The organism is Hafnia alvei (genome assembly GCF_964063325.1).
Classification (GTDB): Bacteria; Pseudomonadota; Gammaproteobacteria; order Enterobacterales; family Enterobacteriaceae; genus Hafnia; species Hafnia alvei_B.
The window spans coordinates 2,364,954-2,382,068 of sequence record NZ_OZ061315.1; the positions used below are offsets into that span (position 1 = coordinate 2,364,954).

Sequence of the window (17,115 nt, forward strand, 5' to 3'; positions counted from 1 at the left end):
TTAGCCAATTGTGCAACGTATCACATTTACCCTATGCGTATCGCTCAAAAGAACAGCAATAACCTAGCGAAGATGCGCTGAATCAATTTTCAATCGCAATAGATTTGGGATTTGTTTATTTGCGCTATCAAAATGACACACCAATGTCATGTGACGTGCAGCTATTGATAATCAAAACAGATAATTAATTATTTCAGACTGAAACCTTTCAGCCGTGAAATAATAAATAGGAATATTAGGAAACTCGGCTGTGGTTTATTAATTCATCTTCATGATGGTAATAAAAAAGCGATGCCAAAATGACATCGCTTTGGTATTTATTAGCCAACGAATGCTTATTCGTCGCTATCCGAAATAGGTTTACCGGCCATTTGGCTTAAGAACTCAAAGCGTTTTTTCAGGTCGGCAGCGGCATCGCGGTACAACTGCTGAGCGACTTCGGGCTCTTGCGTATTCAAACGGCGGAAACGCTGTTCCTTGAGCAAGGTGTCGGCTAGATCGATGGACGGCGGGCGAGAGTCCAACGCTAACGGCAGCTTGCCTTCCTCACTGCGGCGCGGATCAAAGCGATACAGCGGCCAGAAGCCGGTGGCGGTGAGCTGCTTCATTTGCTCATGGCTGTAGGCGAGATCGTAGCCGTGTTCTTCGCAAGGGCTGTATGCAATGATCAGGGATGGCCCCGGATAAGCCTCAGCCTCCTGAATGGCTTTCACCGTTTGGTTAAGCTGCGCACCCAAAGAAATTTGTGCTACGTAGACATGACCATACATCATCATACTGACGCCCAAATCTTTGCGTGCTTTACGTTTGCCGTGTTCACCAAACTTCGTCACCGCGCCCAACGGCGTAGCCTTGGACTGCTGGCCGCCGGTGTTGGAATAGCATTGCGTATCCAGCACTAAAACGTTGATGTTTTCAGTCAGGCTTAACACATGATCGAGCCCACCAAAGCCAATATCGTAGGCCCAGCCATCACCACCGATAAGCCAAACCGATTTATCAACCAGATAATCGGCGTCGGTGATTAACTGACGAGCGTCAACGGAGTCGATTTTTTGCAATTCGGCGCGCAGTTTTTCAACCTGAATACGGCGTTCTTCGATCGGCAGATCGGGCTGATGTAGCTCATTGAGCAACTCTGATGGCAACTGCTCAGCTAAGCTGTCTAACAGTCGGTTAACGCGCTGGCGATGCTGATCGATAGTTAAACGGAAGCCAAGACCAAATTCAGCATTGTCTTCAAACAGCGAGTTTGCCCATGCAGGGCCGCGGCCATCCGCGTTAGTGGTGTATGGCGTGGTAGGCAGATTACCGCCATAAATCGATGAACAGCCCGTTGCGTTAGCAATCAGCAGGCGATCGCCATACAGCTGAGTTAGCAGCTTAATGTAAGGCGTTTCACCACAGCCGGAACACGCACCGGAGTACTCGAACAGCGGTGAAATCAGCTGTGAAGTACGGATATCAATACGTTCGATTTTGCTGCGTTCGATTTCTGGCAGTTCTAAGAAGAAGTCAAAGTTCGCTTTCTCTTCGGCCAAATGCTCTAAGCGCGGCTTCATGTTGATCGCTTTAATCTCAGGATTCTGGCGATCTTTCGCAGGGCAGACTTCGACGCACAGATTACAGCCGGTACAGTCTTCAGGCGCGACCTGCAACACGTATTTTTGCCCACGCATGTCGCGTGCTTTGACGTCCAGCGAATTCAGCGAGTCAGGCGCATTTTCCATCTCATCAGGAGCGACGACTTTGGCACGAATCGCTGAATGCGGACAGGCTGCAACGCAGTGGTTACATTGGGTACACAGCGGCGCTTCCCAAATCGGGATCTCTTCGGCGATGTTGCGTTTTTCCCAGCGAGTGGTGCCCGTTGGCCAAGTACCATCAGGCGGGAAGGCTGATACTGGCAAAGCATCGCCCAAGCCAGCCAGCATAGCGGCGGTAACGGTTTTCACAAAATCAGGTGCTTCATCGGAGACTACCGGTGGGCGCATTGCGCTGGTGTCATCGATTGGCTGTAGCGGAATTGCCGTTAATGCGGTGCGCGAAACCGCCAGTGCCTGCCAGTTACGCTCAACGATTTCATTCCCTTTGCTGCTGTAGCTGCGTGTGATGGCGTCTTGCAGCAGTTTAAGCGCGTCGTCGCTCGGTAACACGTTGGTGAGATGGAAAAATGCCATCTGCATAACGGTATTGATGCGGGCTCCGAGTTTACATTCACGGGCAATTTTCGCCGCATTGATGATGTATACCTTGGCCTGACGCTGATGCAGCAATGCTTGCACGTCTTTAGGCAGGTTATGCCAAATTTCATCGGCGCTGTAAGGCGTATTGATTAGGAAAACGCCGCCCGGTTTCAGACGTTCAACCATCTGATATTTTTCAATGAACTGCCACTGATGGCAGCCAATGAAATCAGCTTGGCTAATCAGGTAGGCTGAGTTGATCGGGTTATCGCTCACGCGCAGATGAGAAACCGTCAAGCCACCGGCTTTTTTGGAGTCGTAAACAAAATAGCCCTGCGCGTAAAGTGGGGTACTGTTACCAATGATCTTGATGTTGTTCTTGGTGGCGGAGACCGTGCCGTCGCTGCCTAAACCATAGAAGAGCGCTTCCAAACGCGTGCGTTGTGGTAGAAGTTCGTCGCTCAGCGGCAGTGATAGTCCGGTCACATCATCAAATATGCCAACGGTAAAGCGCGGACGTGGGTTATCGAGTTTCAGCTCGTTAAATACGGCTAACGCGCAGTCTGGGCCAAACTCCTTGGAGGAGAGCCCGTAGCGCCCGCCGATAACGCGAGGCAATGTCTCACGCTCGCCGCGGCTAAATGATTCAGCCAAGGCCGTCATCACATCTAGATAGAGTGGCTCAGCCAATGCGCCTGGTTCTTTGGTTCGATCCAATACCGCAATGCGTGTTGCGGTGTTTGGCAGCACTTTCAGCAGATGTTCGGCAGAGAACGGGCGGAACAAGCGCACTTTCAGCACACCGACTTTTTCATCTCGGCCTAGAAGGGTATCAACCACTTCTTCACAGGTGCCAATGGCGGAGCCCATCAGGATCACGACGCGCTCAGCTTCGGGGTGACCGTAATATTCAAATGGCTGATAGTGACGACCGGTCACCTCACCGAATGCCTGCATGGCATTGGCGACGTGCTGATAGGTTTCTTGGTAATAAGGATTGGTTGCTTCGCGTGATTGGAAATAGGTATCCGGGTTAGCTGAAGTTCCGCGGATCACCGGATGATCCGGCGTTAAAGCCCGTGCGCGGTGTGCATCGATGGCGTCTTGCGGCATCAATGACTTAATGGTGTCGTCCGAAAGCGGAACGATTTTATTAATCTCGTGAGAGGTACGGAAACCATCAAAGAAATGAATAAAAGGCACACGGCTGTTGAGCGTTGCTATATGGGAAATCAGCGCGAAGTCTTGGGCTTCCTGTACGCTATTGGCGCACAGCATGGCACAGCCGGTTTGGCGAACCGCCATGACGTCTGAATGGTCACCAAAGATAGATAATGCGTGTGTTGCAACGGTTCGCGCTGCCACGTGCAGGACGAATGGAATAAGCTGTCCCGCCACTTTGTAGAGATTGGGGATCATCAGCAGCAATCCCTGCGATGAGGTAAACGATGTCGCCAAAGCGCCCGTTTGCAATGCCCCATGAACGGTGGCTATTGCGCCGCCTTCAGACTGCATTTCAACGACGCGTGGGATGTCGCCCCAGATATTGCGGCGTCCATCGCCTGACCAAGAATCTGCTTGTTCCGCCATGGTTGAGCTTGGCGTAATAGGGTATATAGCAATAACTTCACTGGCTCGAAAAGCCACTGAAGCCACTGCGTTATTACCATCAGTGGTGATCATTAAATGTACCTTTTGTTGCTCACAACGTAATACCGTCGGTCATTCAAATGGCAAGCGCAGGCTGCTCTTGAAATCTCTAAGATATATTGCACCGGACGCAGCAATGACAATCGAGCCACGTCTCATCATGGCATGATGATAGCAAAACATAATTAGCGAGCTTGTCAGTTTCATGGCATAGAGATGGATGCGAGAAGACAAAAAATAGGGGAAAGGAGGGCAGGATTAATATTAATTTACATTCTGTCACGTTCTCCAATAAGGTGATTAAAAAACGCTTATTGGAGAACGAAATAACGTGAAGTGGCGAGATAGGCGGCTAGCGAATATCAATAAAATGCACACCATCGACCTGCTGTAGTTTTTGATAAATCTCGCTGATATCCTGCTTTGGCCGCAAAGTAACATCGAGCGACATTTCGCACAGTTCAGTATCAGCATCGTGCTGGTTAACGGTTAAATAGCCCGGTTTGAGCCGCATTTGTTGTAACGCTAATAAAATGCCGGACACGCTGGCAGGTACCAGTTGAATAATGATGGAGTGATGATGACCGATCAGGCGATTACTCAACTGACGGAAAACTTCGAGCACAATCAACGTCATTAATGTGCCGTAGATGCCAATCTCATACATGCCGCTCCCGATGACTAAGCCGATGGCGGCGGTAACCCACAGCCCTGCGGCAGTGGTTAGTCCTCGCACGACCTGTTTTTGGATCATGATGGTGCCTGCGCCAAGGAAGCCCATTCCGCTGACCACCTGAGCCGCAATACGACTTGGGTCTAATCCAACATGTGATTCCATCAGAATGTCATTAAAACCGTACTTAGAGACAATCATAAACATGGCGCTGCCAATACCGACCAATACGTGCGTACGCAATCCGGCCTCTTTGGCTCGCAGCTGGCGTTCAATGCCAATCAGGCCGCCAAGAAATCCTGCTAATACGACGCGTAGCAATAAATCAGTAATCATTTGTTCCTCTCGCTGTAATTTTATTGTTTTGCAGAACGATTAAGCGTAAAAACGAATAATTATTTCACCGTACGCCCAGCTTGATGCAGCCAGCAATTTTATCTTAACCAGCCTACGAGAAAAACAGCCTTAAAGGCCATATTTTCGTGCTATTAGCTTTCTGTAGAGATTCAGTTGATAAATTAAGCTGACATACGGTGAACCTGTGTAAAAATGAGCCCCAAGCAATAGCCAACATTGATCGACATATTAAAATCTTGGAATAAAACTAGGCGAGAGGAGTGAGTAGAAATGATAGCAAAGTTAAGTTTAGCCCTTGCGATAGGTCTTTTGCTGTCGGGATGTAGCAGTGAGCCTGAGCAGCAGGCAACCAGTGCCAACGTTCATCAGCGTATCGGGATGTCAAATGCGGCGGCTGAAAATTGCGCGTTGGCGGGGGGGACTCTGGCTCTTTCTAGTCAACTCGATGGTAGTTCGGTCGGCATGTGCCAATTACCGGATGGCAAACGCTGCGGCGAATCCGCATTGATGCGTGGTGCCTGTCCCGCCAACTAATCTTGATTTACGCTTTCGCTATCAATCGTTGAGATCGACAAATGCTGATGCCGGCTATGATTTCAGCCGGCAGGGCCTATTCGCGAAGTTACATCCAATCTCGCTGCTGGTACACCAGCGTATGCTTGGCATTTTTCATGACCAGTTGCCCCTTCACTAAAGAAATATCCGCACCTTTACTCAATACATCGCTAATAATGGGATCTAACTCTGCACGAGCGGGATCGATACACGCCATACGGGTTGAGGCTAAATTCGCCACCTTCAATGTATTATTGTTCAGCTCACCTTGGCCCATAAAGCGGTTACACATCGCCCCAGAAACATGCATTTTTTCGCCAAACTCAATTCCGGGTTCCATACGCGTTTTTGCACCGGTGATGACTTTTCCATCTACGCTTTGTAAGACAAAATGGCGATGTAAAAGATCGCTTTGCTGCAACGGCTGTGGTGCCTGAGTCGTACATGCGGCAAGTAAAACTGAACTTAATGCCAGAGATAGTGTTTTAAATTTCATTGTAAAGGCCTACTTATTCTTGCGAAAACGCACATCAAGTTCGTTTTCTAAACTATTGAACCGTTAAAAACTTCTAATTCGCACTGGTTAGGTCTCGTGCCCCGCAATCGAAATTATTTTAGGCTTCCCGCATACCGTACGTATGACGCTTGCAGATATGACATCTGTCAACATCCTCTCGCCAGCTGGCGAATGTCTGTTGGCATGAGGAGCACGTTGCTTTGAAAACGGCATAATTTCTTGGGAGGGCAGTGGCAGAGAGTTTAACTTCTATTGCCTTTGGAAAACAGACGTTTTCACAGGCTTTACAGCCGTTGCAGCGGTGCGGGTCGAGCGTCAGTTCTTGTTCTGATAGCGTAATTGCCTGCTGTGGGCAGATTTTAGCGCATGCGCCGCAAAGGTAGCAGCTGTTGGTGTCCATGATGATAGCCAGCGTTGCCGTGGGTGAAGCGGCAACGGGTGAGACAGCCTTAGTGCCAGCCGTTACCCGATTAATTTGCAGCCAGCGGCGGCGTCCGGCATTGATGTTGTTTTGCGGTGGCGGGGCCAGAGTCCACATCGTTTCACCAACGAGATCCAGATGCCGGTTGAGTTCAGCAATGGATACCAGCCAGCCATGGTGTTCATCGGGATGAATTTCTACCGAGCGGATGTGATGCTGGCTGTGCCAGAGTCGTAGTTCTTCAGTTGTGGGGGGAATAAGACTTAAAGGGGCGACCAGAGCGCTGTCCCGATAAGCGCGCTGTGGAGGAGCCAGATTCTCAATCGCGGAGGCAGGACAAACGAAAAGACATCTCGCACAACCGATACAGCTATCTGCATCAATGCCTGCCGACCCGTTATTGAGACGGATTGCCCCAAGCGGACAGGCATCCTGACAGGCTTGACACTCGCTATGGCGAAGTCGGTTTCTTAAACAAGCCCGCCCCACGGAAGGACGGGCTTTTTTGAGGGAAAGAAAATCCATCAGCTCAGCGTGAAAAACACGACGCGCAGTAGGACTTCGGCAACAATTACCGCACAGCCTCCCAGCACCACCATAGAGCGGCGTTTGCAGGCGTAAATCGACATGCCCATCAGCGCAATACCCACTAACAGCAGCACCCACGAAGCGAAATACAAGGTGCGTAGTTGGTCAAAGATAACCAGTGGCTGGTGAGGGAAGGTCACAATCTGGTTGATCTTAGCCTGAGATAGATAGCTGAAATAACTCATCTGCTCCAGCAGTCGCACCAAGATGCTGACGGTCATAACCGCCAGTGCAGCCGCGGTGACACGCTGACGAAACTTATCGTTCAGCTTGGTAGACAGCCAGATACCCACCGCCGAGCCAATACTCAACACGGCCCCGAAGAACATGAACCAAGTGTTTAAATGGGTCCACGTTGCGATGGTGGTATGGATATAGATCGCCCCCATGCAGTAAACGTCGATTAAGCCCAACACGGACCCGACCAGCAGCAGTGGCAGGCACACTTTCCGCAGAAATAGCGCCAGCACCGCAGCGATACCTACGGCTGCCAGATAGAGGCTGGCAAAAATAATTTCCCGGCTTAGCCATGAGCTGCTGAAGTGACGCAGCGCGTTAAAAGCGTTGAGCGGATAGCCAAGGTGAAGGGTGGAAGCAATCAATCCACATCCACCAGCCGCAACGGCGATAATCAGCGGTGCCAGCAGGAAACGACGGCGTTGGGCTTGGTCTAATGAGTGACCAGCAAACAGCAGGATTAACGACAGCAGTACGGTCGTACCAACGGAACCCTGTACCAGTAACGTAAAGAAAATCAGTGGCCATTCTTGCACAATCATTTACCTCCCTGTTCTGCACCCTGATGCGGTTTGATCACCAAATTCGGATGTGTAATGGACGAGTCTGGCAGCCCCTGAACGTCGCAAATATTGCCATACTGCGCGCGAAGTTCGTCAATTGGCCCAAATTTGATTGCCCCTAATGGGCAGGTTGCCACACACATTGGCTTTTCGCCTTTTGTCTGCAGATCGACACAGAAATCACATTTCGACATTTGACCCGTCTGTGTATTCATCTGCGGTGCGCCATAAGGGCAGGACCAGGCGCAGTAGCCACAGCCGACGCATTTGTTGGTATCGACCAGCACGATGCCGTCACCGGGACGCTTGTGCATCGCTGTAGTTGGGCAGTTTTTGGTGCAAATCGGATCGCTGCAATGGTTGCAGGAGATGGAGAGGGTATAGGCGTAAACGTTATTCAGCATCCCGCCGTTACCGGTTGGCGTGAATCCGCCGCCTTTTACTTCATAAACGCGACGAAACCGGCGACCCACTTCCAGATTATTTTTATCCTTGCATGCCACCTGACACGCTTTGCAGCCGGAGCAGCGGGAAGAATCAATAAAGAAACCGAGTTGTTTGGTGCTCACCGGAGCCAGCTCTATAAATTTGCTCATGCTTTTGCTACCTCAACCAGCATAGTCTGATGTGAATTTCCTTTTGCCAGCGCTGTGATACGTGATGAACTCAGCACGTTGGCGCAGCCTCCATGGTCTATACCGTTGGCATCCGGCTGCCACCAAGCCCCGGCCTGCATGGCGACCACACCCGGCATAATGCGGGGGGTGACTTCAGCCGGTACCAGACTGATGCCTCGATCGTTGTGAATCTTCACCGTGTCGCCTTGGACGATGCCACGTTTTTCAGCATCCAGCGGGTTAATCCACAGTCTCTGGGTCTGCACTTCCTGCAGCCATGGGTTGGCATATTGCGTGGAGTTAGCACGGTTTTTACCTTTCCAGGTGATCAATTGCAGAGGATATTTCTCCGCCAGCGCATCTTCAGGACCTTCGTGTGCGGGAACGTAGTGGGAAAGCGCAGGGATTTCCGGGTGGTGCATGTCGTAAAGACGTTTAGAGAAAATCTCAATTTTGCCCGACGGCGTTGCGAAAGGATGATTATCCGGATCACGAATATTGTCTTCAAAAGCAACGTATGGCTTACTCTTAAATAGATGACGACGCTGTGTCTGCAGGGCCGCAAAGGTCGGCAGATTTTCATCTGGCATTGACATCCGAGTCGCCTCCCAGATTTGTTCAATCCACTGCTTTTCATCGCGGCCAAGGCTGAATTTTTCCTCAACGCCTAGCTTAGCAGCGACTTCACGTAGCCAGTTATAGTCGGTCCGGGCCTCGAACAGAGGCTCGATCAGCTTTTCTGAAAGCACCAGATAGTTGCCGGTTCCCCAGGTTTCGCCGATGTTCCAGCGTTCCATAAAGCTGGTTTCCGGCAGCAGCAGGTCGGCGTATTTTGCACTTGGCGTGAGATACAGATCGGTCGCCACGATGAATTCAATTTTCGATTCATCCTGCAAAACGCCAATGGTTTTGTTGATGTCCGGGTTTTGATTTGCCAGATAGTTACCGGCATGTGAGAACAAAATACGAATATTGCTGTTGAGCTTATCGGCCCCGGTTAGACCATCCTGCTGAGTGACTTTGCTAGCGTCGTCGGCGGCCTGAACCCAGTTCATGACGGAGATTTTCTCTTTCACTGGATTGTCCGGCATCTCCGGGCCTGTCGTGAATTTCCGGTTACCGATGCCGCCGTAGCCTGCCGCCCATCCGCCTTTCACACCGACGTTGCCGGTCAGCGTCGCCAGCAGCGTTGAGCCTCGAGCAGTGCGTTCGCCGCAGTTGTGCCTTTGTGGGCCCCAGCCTTGGATAAGAACAGCAGGTTTAGTGGACGCATAATCTCGTGCCAACTGGCGAATAGTTTGCGCTGGGACGTGAGTGATGCGCTCGGCCCATTCAGGGGTCTTCTTAACGCCGTCTTTTGCGCCAGTCAAATACGCAACCAACGATTCGTTCTCAGGAATGCCTTCAGGCATTGAGCTTTCATCAAAACCAAGGGTATAGCGATTAATAAAGGCTTGGTCGTGCAGATTTTCAGTGACGATGACGTACATCATCGCGTCCATCATCGCGTTATCCGTGGACGGACGTAGCGGGATCCACTCATCGGCAAGAGAGGAAGCGGTATCCGAGTAACGAGGATCGACCACGACGAATCGCGTCCCGTTTTGCTTCATCTGCTGAAAATAGTGGTTGCTGTGGCCAAATATAGTTTCTGTGGTGTTATGACCCCAGAGAATAACCAGCTTGGTGTCGGTGAGCGTATCTAGGCTGCTGCCGCTGGCGGCGACGCCATAAGTATAAGGCGTGGCGGCTGCGGTGTTGCCCATACTGACGGAATGATAATACTGGAGGTGTCCACCGGTCAGGTTTAACAGGCGGCGCACCATAGCATCGCCGCTAAAGGTGCCACCGCTGACCGCGGTGCCAACATGCACGTAGCGTGAGGATGGGCCGTACTTCTCCGTGATGCGTTTAAGATTGTCTGCAATCAGCGTTGTTGCTTCATCCCAACTGATACGCTCGAATTTGCCTTCACCGCGTTTACCTACGCGCTTCATCGGGTATTTCAGGCGGTCAGGATGATAGACGAATTTACGATAACCGCGTCCGCGAACACAGGCTCGCATGATCGGCATTTCTTCATCCAGTTCGTTATCGGGACGTGTGGTGATACGTGTTACTACACCGTCTGCAACATGCGCACGAATATCGCATTTACCGCCGCAGTCAAAAGTACTGCATGTAGGAACCACACGCTCTTCCGGTGCTGAAAGAACTAGGTTGGGGCTGGTCTTAAGTTGCGAAGCGGTGGCGCTACGATTAAAAAACAGTGGCGTTGCAGCCAAGGCTGAGGTCGCTTTAACAAAATGTCGACGTGATATCCCTGACGGTGTTTTATCTGTTCCTGACATGACATTGACCCAAAAAAAAAGAAAATCATTCTGGCAGAATTTTTTTTTGGTTCGTTGTTTTATATCAATACCCCAAGGAGGAAAAATCATACTAATTTAAAAGTAAGTATCTCTTAACTCATCGTTTCCCCGTGTGATACATCACTGACTAAAAGAAGTTTTTTCTTTGACTTCACAAAAGCGCTTTGGTGATAGGTTTTTTGTTTGCCTGCCACGTTTCTTTCGGTTTATAAATCATCAGAAGTAAAAAAAGAAAATATCCCATAAATAAGATATTGAAAGATAAACATACAGAGGATGTTATGGTGCTGGATACGCCGGTCTTAATGACCGATCGACTGGTTTTACGGACCCACCGGCTAGAGGATTTTCCCGACCTTTGCGCCATGTGGTCAGATCCTGAAATTGTGAAATTTATTGGTGGTTCGCCACAAACTCCCGAGCAAGTTTGGCAGCGTCTGTTACGCTATACAGGTAACTGGGCACTTTTCAATTATGGCTACTGGGCCGTTTTTGATAAGAGCACACAGCAATACATCGGCAATATTGGCCTCGCTGAAAATCATCGTGAAATTGAACCTAGCCTACGCTATCCCGAAATGGGATGGACGTTTATTCCTTCTTTTCATGGCAAAGGTTACGCGTTAGAAGCTGCAAAATGCGTTCTTGCTTGGGCGGATGAAGTGCTAAAAACGCCGGTGTGTTGCATCATCGATGAAGAAAATGTTCGTTCGGTTCGCTTAGCTGAAAAATGTGGTTTCACGTTACGTAAAGAGACGGGTTATCACGGCAACATGATTTATATCATGGAGCGCAATAATGTGATCTCCCGCACGGTCTAGATTAACAAACAAGCACGCAGTGTTCAGTCTCTAGCGCCTGAGTGGGGGATACTAAGTCAACGCAGCATATTAGCCTTTTTTCATAATCAGAAAGAGGAGTGTGCCAGATGGTAAAGACTACCGCACAGCGTGTTTCAACGAGTGATGGAAACAATTTTGGCGAAAATAATATGGATTTTTTAGCCAGCAGCATTGCATTAATGGAGTCTCAAGGACGTGAGATGGATGCCAGCAAAGTGTGTGGCAACATGTCGACCAAGCAGCGAGAGCTGTTTAATCAGCGTTTAGCTCATTATCGTCAGGCACTGCTGGTGGAGCATATCGCCTAAATTCGACGAGGGTTTTATCGCACTGTTAGTGCGAAGCTTTCAATAGACAACCTTAAACAGAAAACCCCAGTTTGCACTGGGGTTTTGTTTTGGTAGCGCGGCAATCAAAACCTATGCGGTGATCTGATTTTCACAGTGCTCACCGTTGGCCAGCGTGCGAATGTTATTCAGCGTGGTTTCAGAAATACTGGTCAGCGCCTCTTCGGTCAAGAAGGCCTGATGGCCGGTAAACAACACGTTGTGACAGGCCGACAGGCGACGGAATACGTCATCTTGAATCACGTCATTAGATTTATCTTCAAAGAACAGATCGCGTTCGTTTTCATAAACGTCCATTCCCAGCGAACCAATTTTCTGCTGCTTCAACGCCTCAATCGCCGCATCTGAATCGATCAGGCCGCCGCGACTGGTGTTGATGATCATCACACCGTTTTTCATCTGGCTAAACGCAGACGCATCCAAAAGATGATGGTTTTCTGGCGTTAACGGGCAGTGCAGGGTGATAACGTCAGATTTCTCATACAGCGTTTTCAAATCCACATACTCTGCGCCTAATTCTAACGCCTGTGGGTTTGGGTATGGGTCATAGGCCAGCAGTTTCATGCCGAAGCCTTTCAGGATACGCATGGTAGCCACGCCGATTTTACCGGTGCCAATCACGCCCGCGGTGCGGTTATGCATATTAAAGCCAATCAATCCTTCCAGCGAGAAGTTGGCGTCGCGGGTACGTTGATAGGCGCGATGAATGCGGCGGTTAAGGCTCATCATCAACCCGACGGCGTGTTCTGCGACCGCTTCCGGTGAATAGGCCGGTACGCGTACCACCTCTAAGCCAAGCTCTTTGGCTGCGCCAAGATCAACGTTATTAAAGCCAGCGCAGCGCAGCGCGATAATTTTAACGCCTAGCGCAGCCAGTTCGGTCAGCACTTCGCGGCTCGCATCGTCGTTGACAAAAATACACACGGCTTCGCAGCCCTGTGCCACTTTTGCCGTTTTAGGGCTTAACAGAAAGTCAAAAAACTCCAGCTCGAAACCGAATTCTTTATTTACTAGTTCAAGATATTTGCGGTCATACTGTTTAGTACTGTAAATCGCGAGCTTCATAGGGGTTTCTCCACCAGAAAAGTGTGATCATGATAGCAAAAATGAACAAAACAGACAAAGCGAACGACATTTAGTATGACAAATAAGCTGATGGCCTAAACGTGCACTTTCGCTGAACTAAAATTCAACACAACGACTAGATTTATCTAGGATTTTGCCCGATTCGTTCAGATGTATCCATTATTATGATATGTTGCGGCAGATTATTAAAAAGCAAGGCGAATTATGGTCAAGTGGCTCAAAAGGTTATTTGCAGCGCTGATCGCCATATTATTGGCATTAACGTTTCTCTGGTTAACGGTGGCGCATTGGCTGCCGTGGGTAATTAAACAGTGGCTTCCTGCCGGAACGCGCGTTGAGTTTAGCGCTCGTCCGTATTGGTCGAACGGTGCATTGCATCTGCCGGGGCTGAGCTATCTGGCGGAGGATTGTCGTTTGGGCGATCTGTCTGCGGCACGCTTACGCTATCAGCAAGGTCGCTGGCAAATGCTGGCAGACACGCTTGACGTAAATACCCAGTGTTTGGAAAAGCTCCCTTCATCTGATACTCCCTCTGCACCGCTTGAGCTGGATAAAATTCAGCGCTCTTTACCGCTGTTTGACGTGGCGATAAACCATCTCATCGTGAGCCCATGGCAGGACTATGCCGGAGCCATCAGCGTGGTCAATAACGCCGATGGGCAGACGGTACGCTACCGTAGCGACCGCCTTAGCCTTGATGCACGTCTCGATGACACACAAAAACTCACGGTTAAAAAACTATCGCTAAAGGTTCCTCAAACAGATCAGCCAATAGAGTTGGATGGTGAGTTGCAAATACCGCTGGATGTAGCTTCACTACCGCGCAGCGGCAACATGCAGGCCCAGCTCAAAACGCCGTTTGTTGACCAGCCTCTGCTGTTGATTTCTGAATGGAAGAACAAACAAGGCAATTTGAAGATTGTTGCTAAGGGTGATAAAACGCCGTTGGCCGATTTGCCGTGGACGGTGAGCCGCCATGAAATCCACGTTAATCAAGGTCAGTGGCGTTGGCCTTATGCGCAGCAACCGTTGCAGGGCGGTATCGATCTCACCCTGACCAACTGGGATAAAAATTACCAGCAAACACAGATTGAAGCGCGGATGAACGTGCTCACGCAGGGCAACCACGGGAAGGGTAACGTGGTTGTCAATCTCGGCCCAGGCAAGCTTAGCGTGATCGATAGCAGTATGGCATTCCGCGTGACCGGTCTTGTTAACAGTCAAAACCTGTCTTTAACGGCCTCGATCCCCGGTCTACTAACCGGCAGCGTGCTAAATCCGTTGCTGACGCTAGATAGTGGATCGCTACTGCGGGCATGGGGGCGTTTAGACGATCAAACTACGCTGCAAGAAGCGCGTTGGCCGCTGGCAGGCATTAAGCTCAACGCGGAAGGTGTTACCGGTCGTTTACAGGCCATCATGAAAGTAAAAGACAGCTACTGGGGTAATTTCAAATTGCACCTCGATGGCCAGGCGCAGCAATTCTTGCCTGATAAAGGACAGTGGCAGTGGCAATATTGGGGTAACGGTGATTTACCCCCGCTGGCGGCGAAATGGGATGTGGGTGGCCGTGGTGAATGGCTAGGGGATACTATCCGCCTTAATCAGCTTTCGACCGGATTTGATAAAATCCACTATGGCATGATGACGGTGGTCAAACCGCGTTTAACCATCGGCCAGCCGATCGTTTGGGTTAGGGATGAAAAACAGCCGAAATTTACCGGTGCTTTTATTCTTGATACCAATAAGGTGGAGTTGGAAAACGGCGGTTATCTCCCGCATGCCATTTTAAACCTTGCTGCTGCGGGAACTGCACCGGATCAGTTCTTATTAAAAGGCGATCTTCACGCCGAACGTATTGGCCCCATCAAGCTAAACGGCCGCTGGGACGGGGAACGACTGCGCGGCGAAGCCTGGTGGGCAAAACAACCTACGGCAGTATTCCAACCGCTGCTATCGCCTGATCTGAATATCACGCTGCGTGACGGTGATTTTTATGCACAGGCCGCATTCTCGGCAGCGCGAGAACAGGGCTTCGAAGCGGGCGGGCACATGGTGGTGAAAAACGCCGGTATGTGGCTGAAAGATGGGGAGATGAGTGGCTTAGATTTCATCATGGCCTATCGTCTGAAAAATGATGTGTGGCAGTTAGGTGCTAAGCAGCCGATTAGCCTGCGGATTAAACACCTGTCTAACCTGTTTGAGATGAGTAATATTTCGGCTGACCTACAGGGCTACTATCCCTATAGCGATCGCGCCCCGTTGGTGCTGTCAAACGTCGGTGTCGATATGCTGAAAGGCCATATTGGCTTTGATGCACTGCGTCTCCCGCAACCGGCATCAACGGTCTTGAGACTGAAAGATATCGATCTCAGCGTGCTGTTTACCGCGCTAAAACCAAAGCAGTTTGCGATGTCGGGCTGGGTAGACGGTGAACTGCCGTTATATCTGAAAGATTCTCAATGGCTCATTCGTAACGGCTGGATTGACAACGCGTCTATGCTGACGCTGCGTCTCGACCCTGATATGGCTGATGCAATGGCTGCCAACAACATGGCTGCGGGGGCGGCGATTGAGTGGCTGCGTTATATGGAGATAAGCCGTTCGCGAGCCGAAGTGAATTTAAGTAATTTAGGGGTGCTCACCATGGCGGCGACGATCCGTGGTGTGAATCCTCAGCAAAGCGCACACCGTGAGGTCGTGCTTAACTATCATCATGAAGAAAATATTTTCGAGCTTTGGCGGAGTTTACGTTTTGGCGATAATTTACAGGAGTGGTTGGAGCAAAGCCTCTCAACCCCTGCGAGGAGTGAGCATGAGCAACCTTAAGGTTTGGCTACTGGCAACGGCAGTCTGTGTACCATTGACGGGATGCATTCCCCGCATTGAGGTAGCCGCGCCAAAAGAGCCGATTACCATCAATATGAACGTCAAAATTGAACACGAAATTCATATCAAAGTGGATAAAGACGTCGAGAATTTATTAAAAACCCAATCGGGGCTGTTCTAAGGAGAATCCGATGAGAAAGTCGTTAATCGCTCTATTGGGTGCCGGTTTACTGTTTAGCAGCGCCGTTTTTGCGCTCACCCTCGATCAAGCCAAACAGCAAGGCCGCGTGGGTGAAACCTTGAGTGGCTACATTGTGGCTATTAAACAAGACAAGGAAACGTTGGCGCTGGTGCAACAAATCAATACCGGGCGCGCCGAGAAATATCAGGAAGTGGCAAACAATAACCATATTAGCCGTGAAGACGTCGCAAAAATGGCAGGGCAAAAGCTGGTGGAACGCGCCGCTTCTGGTGAATATGTGCGTGGTATCAACGGACAGTGGCTGAGAAAACCCTAGTTTTAGCGATAGAAACAATAACCACAAAAAAAACCACAAAAAAACGCGCTTCTGCTTAAACAGAGCGCGTTTTTTGTTTCTTGCTTACGACGTTATCCAGACACAGGCATCAGAGGATAAGCAATACAGATAATACTTAAGCTGTGGCCAGCTGATTAATCAGTGCCTTAGCATCTTGCTGCGCTTTGGTTGCCATATCTGGACCGTAAGCGATCCCTTCTTCAAACACGAATTCAACGTCGGTTAAACCAATAAAGCCTAAGAACACGCGCAGGTAAGGGGTGACCAAATCGGTATTGGTATCTTTGTGGATACCGCCACGGCTGGTCAGAACATACACTTTTTTGCCTTTCAGCAAGCCTTCTGGACCTGCTTCGGTGTAGCGGAAGGTCACACCGGCACGCGCTACTAGGTCAAAGTAGTTTTTCAACTGAGTGGAAATGTTGAAGTTATACATTGGCGCTGCAATCACGATGACGTCTGATGCTTGCAGCTCTTCAATCAGCGTATTGGATAATTCCAACGCATCCTGCTGACGTGGCGTCAATGGCGCGTCTGAAGGGCGCAGCGCACCGACTAATTCACCATCCAGCACCGGAATTGGGTCTGCGGCAAGGTCACGCACCTGAATGTTGTCATCGCTGTGCTGCTGACGCCATTGGTCAACAAAGTAATCAGCCAGAACGTTAGACTGAGAGTAGTTTGCCAGAATGCTAGATTTAAGAACCAATACGTTGCTCATGGTGATTTCCTTGTG

General features: G+C 50.0%; 15 protein-coding genes. 6 read left to right on the top strand and 9 right to left on the bottom strand.

Features of this window, described 5'->3' with window-relative positions:
- Nucleotides 1–335 precede the first annotated feature (335 nt).
- Nucleotides 336–3,869, bottom strand: a complete 3,534-nt coding sequence (gene nifJ / locus AB3Y96_RS11370; RefSeq protein WP_367299231.1) for a pyruvate:ferredoxin (flavodoxin) oxidoreductase — start codon at nt 3,867–3,869, stop codon at nt 336–338.
- A gap of 319 nt (nt 3,870–4,188) precedes the next feature.
- Complete coding sequence (locus AB3Y96_RS11375; protein WP_072310370.1) at nt 4,189–4,845, bottom strand: MgtC/SapB family protein; 657 nt, start codon at nt 4,843–4,845, stop codon at nt 4,189–4,191.
- A 291-nt stretch (nt 4,846–5,136) separates the two neighbouring features.
- Here AB3Y96_RS11375 and AB3Y96_RS11380 point away from each other — a divergent pair, with 291 nt between their 5' ends.
- A complete protein-coding gene (locus AB3Y96_RS11380) occupies nt 5,137–5,400 on the top strand; it encodes a DUF333 domain-containing protein (RefSeq protein ID WP_072310371.1) in 264 nt (87 codons plus the stop codon).
- A gap of 88 nt (nt 5,401–5,488) precedes the next feature.
- Here AB3Y96_RS11380 and AB3Y96_RS11385 read toward each other — a convergent pair whose 3' ends face one another.
- From AB3Y96_RS11385 to AB3Y96_RS11405, 5 genes are all read right to left on the bottom strand, one after another.
- On the bottom strand, nt 5,489–5,917 hold the full coding sequence (locus tag AB3Y96_RS11385) for an META domain-containing protein (RefSeq protein ID WP_367299232.1): 429 nt from the start codon (nt 5,915–5,917) through the stop codon (nt 5,489–5,491).
- 118 nt (nt 5,918–6,035) lie between these two features.
- Nucleotides 6,036–6,884 (bottom strand): 4Fe-4S binding protein, encoded by an 849-nt coding sequence (locus AB3Y96_RS11390; protein WP_367299233.1) that lies wholly within the window; start codon nt 6,882–6,884, stop codon nt 6,036–6,038.
- Nucleotides 6,884–7,726, bottom strand: coding sequence for a dimethyl sulfoxide reductase anchor subunit family protein (locus AB3Y96_RS11395; protein ID WP_367299234.1), 843 nt, complete (start codon nt 7,724–7,726; stop codon nt 6,884–6,886). The genes AB3Y96_RS11390 and AB3Y96_RS11395 overlap by 1 nt, the downstream gene beginning before the upstream one ends.
- Nucleotides 7,723–8,343: a DMSO/selenate family reductase complex B subunit gene (locus tag AB3Y96_RS11400; RefSeq protein ID WP_367299235.1), complete on the bottom strand. Its 621-nt coding sequence runs from the start codon at nt 8,341–8,343 to the stop codon at nt 7,723–7,725. Before AB3Y96_RS11400 ends, AB3Y96_RS11395 begins: the two co-directional genes overlap by 4 nt.
- A complete protein-coding gene (locus AB3Y96_RS11405) occupies nt 8,340–10,715 on the bottom strand; it encodes a DMSO/selenate family reductase complex A subunit (protein ID WP_367299236.1) in 2,376 nt (791 codons plus the stop codon). Before AB3Y96_RS11405 ends, AB3Y96_RS11400 begins: the two co-directional genes overlap by 4 nt.
- Nucleotides 10,716–11,017: 302 nt before the next feature.
- Here AB3Y96_RS11405 and AB3Y96_RS11410 point away from each other — a divergent pair, with 302 nt between their 5' ends.
- The gene (locus tag AB3Y96_RS11410; RefSeq protein ID WP_367299237.1) at nt 11,018–11,557 is read left to right on the top strand and encodes a GNAT family N-acetyltransferase; all 540 of its coding nucleotides are present in this window, start codon (nt 11,018–11,020) and stop codon (nt 11,555–11,557) included.
- 107 nt (nt 11,558–11,664) lie between these two features.
- Complete coding sequence (locus AB3Y96_RS11415; protein WP_072310376.1) at nt 11,665–11,886, top strand: glycogen synthesis protein; 222 nt, start codon at nt 11,665–11,667, stop codon at nt 11,884–11,886.
- A gap of 111 nt (nt 11,887–11,997) precedes the next feature.
- Here AB3Y96_RS11415 and AB3Y96_RS11420 read toward each other — a convergent pair whose 3' ends face one another.
- Nucleotides 11,998–12,990, bottom strand: coding sequence for a 2-hydroxyacid dehydrogenase (locus AB3Y96_RS11420; RefSeq protein ID WP_367299238.1), 993 nt, complete (start codon nt 12,988–12,990; stop codon nt 11,998–12,000).
- A 225-nt stretch (nt 12,991–13,215) separates the two neighbouring features.
- Between AB3Y96_RS11420 and AB3Y96_RS11425 the strand changes: the two genes are divergently transcribed.
- Genes AB3Y96_RS11425 through AB3Y96_RS11435 form a run of 3 tightly spaced genes read left to right on the top strand, consistent with a single transcriptional unit; the run spans nt 13,216 to nt 16,358 of the window.
- Nucleotides 13,216–15,840: a YdbH family protein gene (locus AB3Y96_RS11425; RefSeq protein WP_367299239.1), complete on the top strand. Its 2,625-nt coding sequence runs from the start codon at nt 13,216–13,218 to the stop codon at nt 15,838–15,840.
- Entirely contained in the window at nt 15,827–16,021 is a 195-nt protein-coding gene (locus AB3Y96_RS11430) for a YnbE family lipoprotein (protein ID WP_025801325.1), read from the top strand. Before AB3Y96_RS11425 ends, AB3Y96_RS11430 begins: the two co-directional genes overlap by 14 nt.
- Before the next feature lie 10 nt (nt 16,022–16,031).
- The gene (locus tag AB3Y96_RS11435; RefSeq protein WP_025801326.1) at nt 16,032–16,358 is read left to right on the top strand and encodes a YdbL family protein; all 327 of its coding nucleotides are present in this window, start codon (nt 16,032–16,034) and stop codon (nt 16,356–16,358) included.
- A 136-nt stretch (nt 16,359–16,494) separates the two neighbouring features.
- On the opposite strand, the gene AB3Y96_RS11440 is transcribed toward AB3Y96_RS11435, so the two are convergent.
- Nucleotides 16,495–17,100, bottom strand: a complete 606-nt coding sequence (locus AB3Y96_RS11440; protein ID WP_072310379.1) for an FMN-dependent NADH-azoreductase — start codon at nt 17,098–17,100, stop codon at nt 16,495–16,497.
- Nucleotides 17,101–17,115: the final 15 nt, after the last annotated feature.

Excerpts from the sequence above, each read along its gene's own strand:
- AB3Y96_RS11430 (WP_025801325.1), top strand. The coding sequence starts at position 15,827 with ATGAGCAACCTTAAGGTTTGGCTACTGGCAACGGCAGTCTGTGTACCA.
- AB3Y96_RS11415 (WP_072310376.1), top strand. The coding sequence starts at position 11,665 with ATGGTAAAGACTACCGCACAGCGTGTTTCAACGAGTGATGGAAACAAT.
- AB3Y96_RS11440 (WP_072310379.1), bottom strand. The coding sequence starts at position 17,100 with ATGAGCAACGTATTGGTTCTTAAATCTAGCATTCTGGCAAACTACTCT.
- AB3Y96_RS11395 (WP_367299234.1), bottom strand. The coding sequence starts at position 7,726 with ATGATTGTGCAAGAATGGCCACTGATTTTCTTTACGTTACTGGTACAG.
- AB3Y96_RS11435 (WP_025801326.1), top strand. The coding sequence starts at position 16,032 with ATGAGAAAGTCGTTAATCGCTCTATTGGGTGCCGGTTTACTGTTTAGC.
- AB3Y96_RS11385 (WP_367299232.1), bottom strand. The coding sequence starts at position 5,917 with ATGAAATTTAAAACACTATCTCTGGCATTAAGTTCAGTTTTACTTGCC.
- nifJ (WP_367299231.1), bottom strand. The coding sequence starts at position 3,869 with ATGATCACCACTGATGGTAATAACGCAGTGGCTTCAGTGGCTTTTCGA.
- AB3Y96_RS11390 (WP_367299233.1), bottom strand. The coding sequence starts at position 6,884 with ATGGATTTTCTTTCCCTCAAAAAAGCCCGTCCTTCCGTGGGGCGGGCT.
- AB3Y96_RS11405 (WP_367299236.1), bottom strand. The coding sequence starts at position 10,715 with ATGTCAGGAACAGATAAAACACCGTCAGGGATATCACGTCGACATTTT.
- AB3Y96_RS11420 (WP_367299238.1), bottom strand. The coding sequence starts at position 12,990 with ATGAAGCTCGCGATTTACAGTACTAAACAGTATGACCGCAAATATCTT.
- AB3Y96_RS11400 (WP_367299235.1), bottom strand. The coding sequence starts at position 8,343 with ATGAGCAAATTTATAGAGCTGGCTCCGGTGAGCACCAAACAACTCGGT.
- AB3Y96_RS11425 (WP_367299239.1), top strand. The coding sequence starts at position 13,216 with ATGGTCAAGTGGCTCAAAAGGTTATTTGCAGCGCTGATCGCCATATTA.
- AB3Y96_RS11410 (WP_367299237.1), top strand. The coding sequence starts at position 11,018 with ATGGTGCTGGATACGCCGGTCTTAATGACCGATCGACTGGTTTTACGG.
- AB3Y96_RS11380 (WP_072310371.1), top strand. The coding sequence starts at position 5,137 with ATGATAGCAAAGTTAAGTTTAGCCCTTGCGATAGGTCTTTTGCTGTCG.
- AB3Y96_RS11375 (WP_072310370.1), bottom strand. The coding sequence starts at position 4,845 with ATGATTACTGATTTATTGCTACGCGTCGTATTAGCAGGATTTCTTGGC.